Here is a 13,007-nt window from a genome sequence, read left to right on the forward strand (position 1 = left end):
AGGGCCGATGGCTGCATCCGAGCAGAACAACCGCCGCGCCGAGAAGGCCGAGACTGCGCGCCACATCACGACCGAAGAGACGGTCGCTTTTATGACCGCGCTGGTCGCCTTCCTGAAGGAAGCCGAGGCCGCCGGGCATCATGGCGGCGATGATGTGCGGTCCTTGCCGGCAGATTTGCCGTCCGCGCCCGCGCACGCCGTCGATCCCGCGCTCATGGAGCTGTCGCCGGCCGACCACAAGGCCGCCTCCGGCGATCAGCACGCCGATGCGAGGCCGCCGATCGCGCACGAAGCCTCGACTACCCTTCATGCCGATGCGACGACCGCCAGCGCTTCGCATGCTGACGGAAACGCCGACGTCATCGCCATGACGGAGAGCCTGGTTAGCGTATCCGGCCCGGCTGAGAGCCACGCCTTGACGCCGGCTGCTCCGGTCGCGCCCGACCATCTCCTGGGAAACGGCGTCAATTCCGTTCACACCGACATCACGACGTCCGCGTCCCCCGCCCCAGCGTCGTTTCTGCACGACCTCGGCAGCACCGTCACGAATCTTGTCGACACCTCGCTGTCGGTGATCTCGCATACGCTGGACAGCTTGAGCACGACCGTCAGTCAGCTGACGTCCACGGTCACGGGGACGATCGGACAAGTGACAGACAGCGTCACAGACCTGGTCGGCGGCTTGCTGCATTCCGTCGATGGCGACACGCATGACGCGTCCGCCCCCGACCTGTTCAACGCGCTGGTCGCGGACATCGTCAGCACGCCGCTGGCCTCGCCGCATGACAGCGCTCCCTCGCACGATGTCGATGTCAGCGGTCTCGACACTGCCGGCGCGGTGCCGATGGCAGCGCTGCCGCCGCTGACGATGCATCTCGGCTTCCTCGGCCAGCCGAGCGACGGCCACGACCTTCACGACGGCGCGTTCTCGGCGCTCGGCGTGCATCATTTCTAGGACGTCAGCGGCGGGAACCATTTGGTACGGATCGTGCGGCCGTCATGGTCAATCCGCCGCTGAGCGCAATCCTTGCGGTCCAGCGTGTCGGCGGGGCGACCATGCTGACCCGCGGCTCCGCCGCCATCTCGTGATGGTGGCACGGGTCTCAAGCCGTTCCGCCGCGCAAAGCTTGGGCCAGGGCAGAGAGTGCGTCGGCCAGCCGGTCTGCGATCTCCGGCGACGGGAGCGGCACCCTGAGGCTCTGCGAGCCATTGCTCGGGTCGCGTTCGATCCAGCGATGACTTGGCGAGCCGGAAGCCGCGACGGCACCGATGAACTGCGCACCCATCTGGACCAAGGCCTGCCATGGATCGGACCCAGCATCGCGCGCTTCTACCGCACTCTGCTCAGCGGCTTGCGACATCAAGGTTTCCCTTGCGGCCTCGCTCGGGCTTGAAGCGTCGCCGGCGCCATCGGCTGCCCCTGTCTCCTCCGCCGTCGCGACCGCCTCGCCGCTTCCCATGCTCCCGGTGACGCTGTCGACATCCTTCATGAAGCGGGTCAGCCTGGATCCGCCCAGCGAGATCTCGTTGCTGCCGCCGTCGAGAATGCCTTCCGCCAGAGAGCGCTTGAAGGCCAGGACCGACAGCATGCCTTCCTCGATCGTGCCCTTCGCGACGAAATTGACGATCTGCACGGGCCGCGCTTGGCCGAGCCGATGGACGCGCGCAATGCGCTGCTCGAGAACAGCAGGATTCCACGGCAGGTCCATGTTCACCAGGATCGAGGCATGTTGGAGATTGAGACCTGTGCTGCCCGCATCCGTGGACAGGAACACACGACAGGCCGGGTCGTCCCGGAAGCGCTGCACCAGCTCCGGCCGCTTTTCGGAAGGTATGCCACCGTGGAAACTGACATAACCGATCCCGCGGGCAGCAAGCCGACGTATCACGACGTCGTGAGTCCGCGTCCATTGCGAGAATACCACCGCCTTGGCGTCCGGCGCGGTGAACAGCTGATCGAGCAGCGCGGCGAGTTCGTCCGATTTGAGACCGTGGTCGCTCTCCTGATCCAGCAGATAGGTGCTGTTGCACGACATCCGCATGTTCTGGAGCGCAAGGTTAACCGACGCTGATCCTTGTCCGAGAGAAATTTGGTCTTGCGCCAGCGCTGCACGATCTTAACCACATGGTCGGCATTCTCTCGGTGCAGATCCATCTGCGGGCCGGTCATCGGAATCAGCACATTCTGATCGGTGCGATCGGGCAGTTGCCGCAACACCTCAGCTTTGCGCCGGCGGATCATGATGGGCGCGAGAGTCTCGCCGATTCTGCCGAGATCACGATAACCGGTGACGCGGCCGTACTCATCCTTGACTTGATGTTCGTTCAGGAGCTTCCAGGTCGGACCAAGACGATGCTGATCGACGAACTGAACGATGGAGATCAGTTCTTCCAGCTTGTTCTCCAGCGGCGTTCCCGTGAGCACGATCGCATAAGGACTGTCAATGCGCTTCAGCGCCCGCGCGGCAACCGTATTCCAGTTCTTGACGCGCTGAGCCTCGTCGACGATGACCAGTTCCGGCGACCAGCCGCCGACCAAGTCGAGGTCGGGCTGAAGCTTCTCGTAATTGGTGATCTTGCAGAAATCGTCCAGCAGATAGTCCTTCTGTCGCTGAGCGCGACCGCCACCGATGACGCGCGCGCCGCGATTTCCGTTCCGGCCGGAGAACCGTGCGATCTCACTTTGCCATTGGTATTTGAGCGAAGTTGGACAGATCACCAGGACTCTCGATACGCCGAAATGACGAGCCAGGATCTCCATTGCGGCGATGGCCTGAATTGTTTTGCCTAACCCCATGTCGTCGCCGATCAGCGCGCGGCCAGCGCGAACCGCAAACAGCGCCCCTTCGGCCTGATAAGGATAGAGCGCGGTCTTCAGCAGTCGATGCAACTTCGGATCACCCGCGCCGCGGGGGAACAACCGACCGAGCTTCGCGACACGGCGCTCGGCATCCCGTCGTCCCGCCACGAAATCGAGCGCGTCGTCGTACGCGCGCAGCTCGTGCCCGCTCTTCGATACCAGATCGATGAAATCGTCGAGTTGGTCGAGACGATTCTCCGCCAGGATACCGTCGCGCTCCGGATCAAACAGCCGATCGGCGGCCTTCCTTACGTTCGCCGGGCAATCGGTCCCGGCGCGGAAATGCACGCTCCGCCGTCCCTGATTGCGGAGATAGAGTTCGGAAAACAGCGGCTGGTAGCCTCGCGCGAACGCCGCTTTGGCGCCGCGCCTCTTTTCCAGCTGGGCCAGCGTGAACTCAAGGTGCTTGCAGGTTCCGAGCTCGTTGGTCGCATAGTCCGGACACGAGCAGAAATTGCCACCGGGCCCAAGGCCGCGGATCGCCACACGGTAGTTCGATTTCGAAGCCGGGTTGGTGACCTTGAACTCCGAGAAGAATGGGTCAGCGCCGAGATTCTCCAGAAGGAAGGATTGCTCACGGCCAAACTGGCGCCGCAAGCCGCGTTGCCACTCGATCGGCGACAAGTCCAGCGGCGGCGACGTACGCGACAGCTTGACCGGCTTGCGCGCCGCGATGCGTCCTGTTGACGATGTCATTTCCGACTTCCGTTCTCACGAATGATGCAGTGCGCCGGATAGTAGCGCTGGTGCGGACGCGACATAACCGGCTTCGAATCGAAATCCACTGCGACTTGAGAGAGCTGAGGCTCGGGCGGCGCATGCTGGAGCCAGGCGGAGGTACATCTCGGTTCGCAGCCCGCCGATGCGATTTGACAGAGAGATCTATCTGACTACAGTCAGATATCATGCTCGATCCCATCTCCCGCGTCCGCCGCTTCAACCGTGCCGTCACCTCTGCCGTCGGCGCGCTCGATACTTCGTTCCTCGGGCGCGGCCGGCCGCTCGGCGCGGCGCGCGTACTCAATGCGATCGGGCACGGGCGCTCGGACGTAGCGGATATCCGTGACTATCTGGGTCTCGATTCCGGATTGATGAGCCGGCTACTGCGCAGCCTCGAGGACGAAGGGCTGATCGAGACCGCCGCGCGTGAAGACGATGCGCGTCGGCGCATGGTAAAGCTCACGCGCGCGGGCCGGCGCGAGTTCGCGGCCTACGAGGCGCTGTCGAACGAGCAGGCCGAAGGCTTCCTCGCACAACATTCGCAAGCTGACGCCCTGCTGGCGGCGATGGACCTGATCGCCTCCGCGCTGACGCGCGAGCGTATTGCACTCGACGAGATGGATCCGCGAAGCGAGCAGGCCCGCTACTGCCTCGGCGAGTACTATGCCGAGCTCGGCCGCCGCTTCAGCCAAGGCTTTGACGTCTCGCTGTCGCGCGACCCCGATGCCAAGGACATGCGCCGCCCGCGCGGTAGCTTCATTGTCGCGACGTCGGACACGCTGCCGGTCGGCTGCGTCGGCTTGAAAGGAACCGATCACGGCTACGCCGAGATCAAGCGGCTGTGGGTCGCGCCCGCTGCGCGCGGGTTGCGGCTCGGCCGGCGGCTGATGGATGCGGCCGAGAGCACCGCGCGCGAGCTCGGCATCACACTGCTGCGGCTCGACACCAACAGTGCGCTGCCCGAAGCCGGCCAGCTCTATCGCAGCACGGGCTGGCGCGAGATCCCCCGCTTCAACGATGATCCCTATCCGGACCTCTTCTTCGAGAAGCGCCTCTGAGCTGGACCGGTTCGCAATGCTCATGCGTTATGGTCGAGGCCGCAGGAGCTTCGCTATGACAAGAGACGACCTCGCCGACTTCTACCGCGACTACATCGCCTGCCTGGACCGGCGGGATTGGCCGGCACTCGGACAATTCGTGCATGATGAGGTCGCCCACAACGCGCGGCCCCTTGGGCTTGCAGGCTATCGCGCGATGCTGGAACAGGATGTTCGGGAGATACCCGATCTGCAATTCCACATCGAGATGCTGATCTCCGATCCTCCCCGCATCGCCGCCCGATTGAAGTTTGATTGCGCACCAGTCGGGACATTCCTCGGTCTTGCGGTCAATGGGAAGCGCGTGTCCTTCTGCGAAAACGCGTTCTACGAATTTCGCGACGGCAAGATCCGGCAGGTCTGGTCGGCGATCGACAAGGCTGCGATCGAGGCGCAGCTCTGACGCCGCGCCTCGATCCGAAGCTCACGCCGCCGCCGGCGCCACCTCACCTTGCGGCTTTGCGAAGGGGCGGAACGTCATCGCCATCAGGAAGGCACCCAAGCCCATCGCCCAGGAGGCGATGTAGAGCCAGGCGTAGCTGGAGAAGGCGTCGTAGATCAGGCCGCCGGCGAGCGGGCCGGTTGCCATGCCGAGGCTGCCGGCCATTGCCGTGCCGCCGATCACCGTGCCCATCATCTTGAGCGGAAAGTTCTCGCGGATGAGAACGGCGTAGAGCGGCATGGTGCCGGCATAGATGAAGCCGAAAATCGCGCCGACCGCATAGAACGTCGTGAGCTGATGCGCGAAGACATAGGCGAGCGCGCCGAACGCCTGCAGCAGGAGACCCGACACCAGCACGCGCTTGGCGCCGAAGCGGTCGCCCATCAGGCCGAAGGCGATGCGCCCGCCGAGGCCGGCAAACCCCTCGATGCTGTAGATCGTCACCGCCGCGACCAGCGGGATGCCGCAGCTCACGGCATAGCTGACGGTGTGGATGATCGGCCCGGAATGGGTCGCGCAGCAGAAGAAGTTGGTGGCAAGCAAGATGAGGAATTGCGGCGAGCGCAGCGCCTCGCCCATCGACATCTCGCTCTGCGCAGCGCCCTGGTCCACTGGCGCGGCCGCTGCCTGCGCGAGCGCGGGCGGTCGGCGTACCAGCAACGAAACCGGGATCATGATGGCGCCGACCACGAGCGCGATGATCTGCATCGAGGTGCGCCAGTCGTGACCGGAGACCAGCCAGGCCGCCAGCGGCGACATCGTCATCGGCGCCATGCCCATGCCGGCGGAGACCAGCGACACCGCGAGGCTGCGATTTGTGTCGAACCAGCCGGTGACGGTCGCCATCATCGGCGCGAAGATCGCCGCACAGGCCGCCCCGACCAGCAGGCCGAACACGACCTGGAACACGATCAGCGAGATCGCATGGCTCGCGGCGAACAGGCTGAGCGCCAGCACGGTCGATCCCGTCAACACCACCGGCAGCGGCCCGAACCTGTCCGTCGCCGTGCCCCAGGCCATGCTGGTGAAGGCCATTGCCAGAAAGCCGATCGTCATCGCGCTGGAAATGCCGGTCACCGACCAGCCGGTGTCCTTTGCGATCGGCTGCAGGAACACCGGCAGCGAGAACATGCCGCCGATCGCGACGCAGCCAAGCAGGCCGCCCGCGGCGACGATCACCCAGCGATAGTTGGAAGAAGTCATTTCGGTCTCCCGTCTGGTCTGTCTCGCGTGGAAGACGAATGGGAACTGCGCCGGCCGACAGCGGTCACGTCATTTTTGCCGCACGCTTTTGTGACCTGAAGCAAAAAATGAAAAAACAACCCCATGCACAGTAGCCGGCACCAGCGGGATCAATGACTTACGAGAACGGTCATTTGCGATAGGGGCGATTTGACCTGTCGGGCAAAACACCGGCATGATGGCATCATTCCCCCATTCGACAGCATCGCGCCCCAGAGGCCAACGCCGGTCTGCGCTCATCACCGCGCCGAACTTGATCTCACCACGATCGAACCTCTGCCACCCTCGCTGCGCCACCCATCCTGCGCGGTTCGATGCTCAGATCTCGCTGAGACCACGCATGAAATTGGGTGTCGACCACGTTGCCATGCCGGTTCCGGCGAAGTCGCGGTCAGTGGTCCAGACATCGGCCTCGACGCTCCACGCCAGCGCGAGCACGTGGGCATCGCGCATCGATCCGTTGCGGCTCGGCACGGCATCGCGAAGCGCCTCCTCGCACCTGGGGATGACAGGCTCTAACGATGCAACGGGAACGATCGTCAACAACTCCGCGAGATCATCGAGCACATCGAGCAGTTCGGGGCGCTGTAGGCCGAGCGCGATGCGCCGGCGCGCCTCCTGGACGACACGGTCCGTCGTCACGAAGATCACCTTCTCCGCGGCGGCCAAAAGCGCCCCAGAACTTCGGCCGCGAGCGGCGGCAACCAGAATGGCCGCGTCGATGACGACAGTCGTCGACGGCCGTCTCACGTCTTCCGCTTGCGGGTCAAGGCTTTCACGGCCGCAACCGACCAATCGACCGGATCGACCTCGCCGAATCCGGCCAGCGCGGCATCGTCCGCAGCCGCGTCGCGTCCTTTGGCCAGCCGCTCCGCGCGCGCCAGCACGGCAGCCAAGCGCTTCGGATCGGTTGCCTTGAGAGGGATGAGCAGCCCGACCGTTCGCTCACCCGATTTCACCGCCGTCGGGCCGGGCAATGCACCGATGGCTTCACCGGAAATCTTCTGTAGATCACGGATGCTGATATGAGCCATGGCGGTAAATTACATACACCGATATGTAACAGACGGCAAGATGCTTCGCCTAACGCGCCCAACTCGGCAACCAACGATTGGAATCTCCACATGCCAAAGATCGACATCGCTGCCGTGCCGGCCCGCAAGGGCTCCCGCTACCCGGCGCCCTTCGACACGCCTTGCGCCGAGCGCATCCGGCAGCGTCTCGGCGATGCCGGCGGCTTGTCGGATTTCGGGGTCAACCTGATGCGCCTGCCGCCGGGCGGCTGGTCGAGCCAGCGGCACTGGCATTCGCACGAGGATGAGTTCGTCTACATCCTCGAAGGCGAAGTGACGCTGATCGAAGATGGCGGCAAAACCGTGCTGCGCGCCGGCGATTGCGCAGCCTTCCCCAAGGCAAGCGGCAACGGCCATCACATGATCAACAGGTCGAGCATGACGGCGGTTTATCTCGAAGTCGGCTCGCGCTCGCAAGCCGACCTCATCACCTGCTCCGACATCGACATGATGAGCCCGGCATCGGACGGCCGCTTCCTGCACAAGGACGGCACGCCTTATCCGGAGTGACATAGCGGCTCACAGGGCCGCGCTGCGGCGTCAGGTGCCGACCGTGAGCCAGACCGCCGAGACCAGGAAGTAGAGCGCGCCGACCGCAGCATAGCCTGCGACATTCGCAATCGACGGCACCGCAGGCATCGAGGCCTGAAAGATGAAGAAGCCGCCCGCCAGGGCCGACTGGCCGCCGCTGAGCACCATGGCCCACTGCGCGCCGAAACGCTTCCAGCGCCGCACGGCCGTGCCGAGCTGGAGCAATCCGGACAGGATCGCCCAGGCTCCGAAGATTCCGAGCACCCAGTTCATGCTCACCCGCAAGGCCAGGCCGACCGCTATGGTGGTCGCCAGGCTGACCAGCACGTTCAGGCCCTGCGTGCGGTTCTGGTTCAAGCCACCGCTCCAGAGCGCGTCGAGATAATTGGCCGCGGCATCCCAGGCCGGATAGACGACGAGCACGTTGTTGCGATCGCCGCGGACGACGGCGCGATCGCGAAGGCCGCAATGACCCAGGCGACGGAGAACGCGGCACGCAGCAAATAGTATTGTTTCAGCCATTGCGCTTGGTCGGCCGTGTTCGCAGCCATCTCACGATTTCTCATTGCCCTCTCCTTACCTACTAGTTGGTAGTTTGCGCGCGAAGCGAAAGCCCCGCCGCCCTGCCCGGCCTGTGTCGACCTCGTCAGTGCCTGGTGGAAAGCCGGTCCAGCAGCGGCCGGGTGATGGTCCCGAACATTTTTGGATCGCCATAAGCGCGCGCCGACAGCATCGCGCCGTGAACGGTCGCCATGAATCCCTCCGCCTCGACCCGCGCCGTGCTCGAGAGGTGGAGCCGCCCTTGCCGCTTGCCGCGCTCCAGCACCGAAGCCAGCCACGACGCGAGGTAACGGAAGTGCGCGCGGACCTCGAGCGCCACCTCCTCGGGCAGGATCGGAAGCTCGCTGGCAAGGAGCGCGCAGACGCAGAAGGGAGCCGTCGCGTCCTTGATGCGCGCCTCCCAATACGCGATGTAGCTTTTGAGCTGCTCGGCGGGATCGGCGACATTGCGCTCGAGCGCCGACAGGCCCGCCTGGGCCTCTTCACGATAGCGCGCCACGAGGGTACGGACCAGGTCGACCTTGCTGGCGAAATGGTGGTGGATGCTCGGCTTGCGGATGCCGACGACATCGGCGATGTCGGCGTAACTGAAGCCGTTGTAGCCACCGGCGATGATCAGCGTGCGGGCGCAGGCAAGAATGTCGTCGGCGGTCGAGGAAACGGTGTTCATGACGCTTAGCTACCTTCCAGTAGGTAGGCGGTCAAGCGGGGATGCTTCAATGATCCGTGAGTGAGTGGTAGGAGCCTGCATGACCATTCGCCCGATCGTGCGCTATCCCGACCGCCGGCTCGCGCTGCCGGCCCACCCCGTCACCGCGTTCGACGATTCCTTGCGCGACCTCGCGAACGACCTGCTGGAGACCATGCGCGCCGCGCCCGGCATCGGCATCACCGCGCCGCATATCGGCGTCCCCTTGAGCGTCGTGGTGCTGGAGCTCGACGCCAAGGAAGGCGCGCGGACTTACGTCAATCCGGAGATCACGTGGGCCTCGCCCGAGATGATTATGCACCGTGAGGGCAGCGTCTCGATGCCTGGGGTTAACGACGAGGTCCAGCGCCATGCGCGGGTGCGGATCAGCTATTGGGATGTCGAGGGTAACATGCAAAGCGAGGAGTCGGACGGTTTGCGCGCCGTCTGCCACCAGCACGAGATCGACCAGCTCGACGGCATATTCTGGATCCAGCGATTGTCGCGGCTGAAGCGGGAGCGGCTGGTGAAGAGGTTCGAGAAGATGTCGCGGAATTCGTAGGGTGGATTGGCGCAGCGTAATCCACCATCTGAGCACGGCGTTACGAATGGTCGATTACGCCGGGCTGCGTCGACCATCGTAAGCGCTTCGATCGCGCAACCGTATTGAGAGCGGTCCTGCGGCCATCCTTCGAGACGCCCGCTTTAGGCGGGCTCCTCAGGATGAGGGGCGGAATGCGTAGCGGCAATCTCAACGAGCACGGTGCTGCTTAGCCTCATCCTGAGGAGACCGCGGAGCGATCGTCTCGAAGGACGAGGCGTGCGGTGAGGCGTTGCCCAAAGCCCATATGCGATTGACCTGACGCTTCGATCACGCCCTCTTCCCGCTCCGCTTGGCGATCGGCGCCTTGCGACGCTCGCGTTTGCCGCGCGCAATCTCGGTGGCCAGCGCGTCCAGCTTCGGCTCCCAGAAATTCCGGAACTGGCCGATCCACGCATCCACCGCGCGAAGCCCGGCAGCGTCGACCGAATAGAGGCGCCTCTGCGCCTCCGCTCGAACGCTCGCAAAGCCGCTCTCGCGCAGCACCTTGAGGTGCTGCGAGACGGCCGCCTGGGTGATTCCGAACTCGGCCCCGATCACTTCGACGACCTCACCGGACGCCATTTCGCCAGGCGCCAGCAGCTCGAGGATGCGACGGCGCACGGGATCGGCGAGGACTTCGAAGGCGCGCATCAGCTTCCGGTGCCGGGATGTGCGATGTCGGGCGGCATCTCGCCGCGATAGAACGCGATGGTCCGGTCCGAGCGCTCTTTCGCCGCGACCGGATCGACGCCACTTGCGACATGCGCCGCGCGCCAATACTCGCCGCTTGTCGTCATGAATTCCTTGCCCTCAGGCGAGCCCATCCAGGCCTCGGCCGTCTCATGGTCGACCGATGCTCCGGTCGCAAGATATCGCTCAAGTCCCGCAAGCGCGAGGTCCCAGCCGATGCCCACCGCACCCGGGCCGAACTGATTCCAATGATCCTCGATGATCGCAGTGTGCTCAAGCGTCAAGCGCGCCTGGCTTCGCTCAGCCGTCAGGCTGACGTCGATCCAGCTCGTGGCGCCGCCGAATTCCCAGGTCGCGGCGAAATGGGTCGGCGGCGTGCAGGACGTGATGGTCCCGCCCGCATTTCCCTTGAGCTGATACTTTCCGCCGAGCTGAAGGTCCCCCTCGATCGGCAGGAACCAGCGCGGGATGCGTTGCCTGCTCGTCACCGCGTCCCAGAGATCGTCGACGCTGGTGTCGTAGAGCCGCGTCAGTGTCACCGCACTCGCAGGTTTTCCGTCCTTCTCAAAGCTCCTCACCGAGCGCGTCACTAGCCCCAAGACCCTGGCGACATCGATCTGCATTGCGTTCCTCCCTTTCGTTTGGCGCGTCGATGAATATCGATCAACGCTAATATAAGTCAACCCTTATATTCACGCGATGGGTGGGCAGCGGCCTGTCCGTCACTTCGGACGTGCTGTTTCTGCCGCTGAAATAGTGTGTCCTGGTGGCGCCCCTGGATCTCCGCTGTCGTCGCCCGGCTCGACCGGGCGACCCAGTACGCCGCGGCCTCTCGGTTCAACCATGACCGTCTCTGGAATACTGGATGCCCCGGTCAAGCCGGGGCATGACAGCGAATGTGTGGCACAAGCGCGCGACGCGCACCTACCCGCCCGCCATCAGCGCCTTTGCCAGCGCCATATACGCCGGCAGCGTCACGGGATCGTTGGCGGCATTGCCTGCCATCGGGTGCGAGGCGTACCGCGCGATCACCATCTCGGCTTTGGGATCGACATAGATGCCCTGGCCGTGGACGCCGCGCGCCATGTAGGCGCCGTGCGCATTGTGCGTGACCCACCATTGATTGCGATAGGAGGCGCCCGGCAGCGTGGTGTAACCGGCCGGCCTGAACTTTTCGGGATCGCCGCCGCGCGCGATGTCCTCGACCACCGCTGACGGCACGATCTGGCGGCCGTTGAAGCGGCCCTGATTGCGCATGGTCTCACCAAAGCGGGCGAGATCGCGCAAGCAGGTCGACAGGCCGCCGCCGCCGCTCTCGGTGCCGCTGCGGTCGACGTGATAATGCGCGTCCTCCTCCGCACCCATCGGCTGCCAGATACGCTCGGACAAAAGATCGGACAGCGTCATGCCGCTGGCGCGCCTGACGATCCAGGCCAGCACGTCGGTGTTGACGGTCTTGTAGGCGAAGGCCTTGCCGTGCTCGCCCTGCTTCCTCTGCGCGATGAGGAAATCGAAGATGGTGGTCGGGCCTTCGTAACCCGGCGGGATCGGCGCCATGCCGTTGGCGCGCCTGAGGCCCCACACATCCGAATTCTTGTCGGTGTAGACCTCGGTGTAGGCGAGCCCCGTGGTCATATCCATGACCTCGTGCACGCGCGCATCGCCAAACGCGCTTCGCTTCAGCTCCGGCACGTAGTTCGTCACAGGCGCCTGCGGATCGATCTTGCCTTCGCTGACCAGCATGCCCGCGAGCACGCCGGTGAACGACTTCGTCACCGACATTGCGATATGCGGCTTGTGCGGCCTCAAGGCGCCGAAATAGCGCTCATAGATCAGCCTGCCCCGATGCAGCACCGCGATGCCGTCGGCATAGGTCTCCTCCAGCATCTTTGCGAAAGTCATGGGCCGGCCGTCCATCGTGGTCGAGGCGACCGCGCCGATGTCATAGTCCTCGCGCGGCAGCACCGACGCCGGCCCCGCCCCGCGCCAGACATTCACCGTGGGCACCAGCTGGCGAATGTTGCTCCAGGCCCAGCGCAGCTCGGGGAAGCTGCGGAACGAGCCGTCCTGGAAGGTGATGGTGCGGTCGGGAGACGGCGGAAAGCCGCGCATCCAGCCGAGGGTTTCGGGGTCGGTGGAGGCGGCGGAAGGTTGGGCGGACATCGGCACTGGCTCCGGAAGGGCGATGCTGAGGTCCTAGCATGGGGCCGCGCAGCGCACATCCAACGCAAGCGCTGGGCACATGCACAATAATAAGGTGGGATCAGTGAGCTGCTGCCGGTTTGATGGACACCGAGATTAGGTGTTTCATGAAGCCGGAGGTGGGCGATGAAGAGACGGAAGTTCAGTCGCGAGTTCAAGATCGAGGCGGTCAAGCTGGTTAGGGAGCGTGGGGTGTCGGTGGCGCAGGCCGGGCGCGACCTGGATGTTCATGAGAACGTTCTGCGCAAATGGGTGAAAGAGTTCGGCTCCGATCCGGTGCAGGCCTTTCCCGGCCACGGGCAGATGAAGCCGGAGCAG

At 64.5% G+C, this 13,007-nt stretch carries 15 protein-coding genes and 1 pseudogene; 6 read left to right on the top strand and 10 right to left on the bottom strand.

Annotated elements, in window-relative coordinates; genetic code table 11:
* The first annotated feature begins 7 nt into the window (after positions 1-7).
* Positions 8-955 carry a hypothetical protein gene (locus YU9_RS0118965; protein ID WP_027574241.1) on the top strand — a complete coding sequence of 316 codons (948 nt, stop codon included), beginning with the start codon at positions 8-10 and terminating at the stop codon, positions 953-955.
* Between the two features lie 148 nt (positions 956-1,103).
* On the opposite strand, the gene YU9_RS49990 is transcribed toward YU9_RS0118965, so the two are convergent.
* Complete coding sequence (locus YU9_RS49990; RefSeq protein WP_245266438.1) at positions 1,104-1,925, bottom strand: helicase-related protein; 822 nt, start codon at positions 1,923-1,925, stop codon at positions 1,104-1,106.
* Positions 1,886-3,484: a DEAD/DEAH box helicase gene (locus YU9_RS49995; protein WP_245266436.1), complete on the bottom strand. Its 1,599-nt coding sequence runs from the start codon at positions 3,482-3,484 to the stop codon at positions 1,886-1,888. The genes YU9_RS49990 and YU9_RS49995 overlap by 40 nt, the downstream gene beginning before the upstream one ends.
* A gap of 281 nt (positions 3,485-3,765) precedes the next feature.
* Here YU9_RS49995 and YU9_RS0118980 point away from each other — a divergent pair, with 281 nt between their 5' ends.
* Positions 3,766-4,638 carry a bifunctional helix-turn-helix transcriptional regulator/GNAT family N-acetyltransferase gene (locus tag YU9_RS0118980; protein ID WP_027574242.1) on the top strand — a complete coding sequence of 291 codons (873 nt, stop codon included), beginning with the start codon at positions 3,766-3,768 and terminating at the stop codon, positions 4,636-4,638.
* Between the two features lie 55 nt (positions 4,639-4,693).
* The gene (locus YU9_RS0118985; RefSeq protein ID WP_027574243.1) at positions 4,694-5,080 is read left to right on the top strand and encodes an ester cyclase; all 387 of its coding nucleotides are present in this window, start codon (positions 4,694-4,696) and stop codon (positions 5,078-5,080) included.
* A gap of 21 nt (positions 5,081-5,101) precedes the next feature.
* On the opposite strand, the gene YU9_RS0118990 is transcribed toward YU9_RS0118985, so the two are convergent.
* The 3 genes from YU9_RS0118990 to YU9_RS0119000 all read right to left on the bottom strand — a co-directional run bounded on the left by YU9_RS0118990 (position 5,102) and on the right by YU9_RS0119000 (position 7,395).
* Positions 5,102-6,322 (bottom strand): MFS transporter, encoded by a 1,221-nt coding sequence (locus YU9_RS0118990; RefSeq protein WP_027574244.1) that lies wholly within the window; start codon positions 6,320-6,322, stop codon positions 5,102-5,104.
* 357 nt (positions 6,323-6,679) lie between these two features.
* Complete coding sequence (locus YU9_RS0118995; protein WP_198028264.1) at positions 6,680-7,111, bottom strand: PIN domain-containing protein; 432 nt, start codon at positions 7,109-7,111, stop codon at positions 6,680-6,682.
* Entirely contained in the window at positions 7,108-7,395 is a 288-nt protein-coding gene (locus YU9_RS0119000; protein ID WP_027574246.1) for a hypothetical protein, read from the bottom strand. Before YU9_RS0119000 ends, YU9_RS0118995 begins: the two co-directional genes overlap by 4 nt.
* A gap of 90 nt (positions 7,396-7,485) precedes the next feature.
* On the opposite strand from YU9_RS0119000, the gene YU9_RS0119005 reads away from it, so the two are divergent.
* Positions 7,486-7,944, top strand: coding sequence for a cupin domain-containing protein (locus tag YU9_RS0119005; protein WP_027574247.1), 459 nt, complete (start codon positions 7,486-7,488; stop codon positions 7,942-7,944).
* Positions 7,945-7,974: 30 nt separating this feature from the next.
* Here YU9_RS0119005 and YU9_RS41835 read toward each other — a convergent pair.
* Positions 7,975-8,531: pseudogene (locus YU9_RS41835) on the bottom strand (DUF308 domain-containing protein).
* Positions 8,532-8,611: 80 nt separating this feature from the next.
* On the bottom strand, positions 8,612-9,196 hold the full coding sequence (locus tag YU9_RS0119015) for a TetR/AcrR family transcriptional regulator (RefSeq protein WP_027574248.1): 585 nt from the start codon (positions 9,194-9,196) through the stop codon (positions 8,612-8,614).
* 79 nt (positions 9,197-9,275) lie between these two features.
* Here YU9_RS0119015 and YU9_RS0119020 point away from each other — a divergent pair, with 79 nt between their 5' ends.
* Positions 9,276-9,776, top strand: coding sequence for a peptide deformylase (locus YU9_RS0119020; RefSeq protein ID WP_027574249.1), 501 nt, complete (start codon positions 9,276-9,278; stop codon positions 9,774-9,776).
* Positions 9,777-10,085: 309 nt separating this feature from the next.
* On the opposite strand, the gene YU9_RS0119025 is transcribed toward YU9_RS0119020, so the two are convergent.
* The 3 genes from YU9_RS0119025 to YU9_RS0119035 all read right to left on the bottom strand — a co-directional run bounded on the left by YU9_RS0119025 (position 10,086) and on the right by YU9_RS0119035 (position 12,650).
* A complete protein-coding gene (locus YU9_RS0119025) occupies positions 10,086-10,448 on the bottom strand; it encodes a helix-turn-helix transcriptional regulator (RefSeq protein WP_027574250.1) in 363 nt (120 codons plus the stop codon).
* Entirely contained in the window at positions 10,448-11,110 is a 663-nt protein-coding gene (locus YU9_RS0119030; RefSeq protein WP_027574251.1) for an SRPBCC family protein, read from the bottom strand. Before YU9_RS0119030 ends, YU9_RS0119025 begins: the two co-directional genes overlap by 1 nt.
* A gap of 301 nt (positions 11,111-11,411) precedes the next feature.
* Positions 11,412-12,650, bottom strand: coding sequence for a serine hydrolase (locus YU9_RS0119035; RefSeq protein WP_027574252.1), 1,239 nt, complete (start codon positions 12,648-12,650; stop codon positions 11,412-11,414).
* Between the two features lie 165 nt (positions 12,651-12,815).
* Here YU9_RS0119035 and YU9_RS0119040 point away from each other — a divergent pair.
* The coding region (locus YU9_RS0119040) for an IS3 family transposase (protein ID WP_027574253.1) at positions 12,816-13,007 on the top strand (192 nt) is incomplete at its 3' end.

This window comes from Bradyrhizobium sp. WSM1743 (assembly GCF_000473065.1).
Classification (GTDB): Bacteria; Pseudomonadota; Alphaproteobacteria; order Rhizobiales; family Xanthobacteraceae; genus Bradyrhizobium.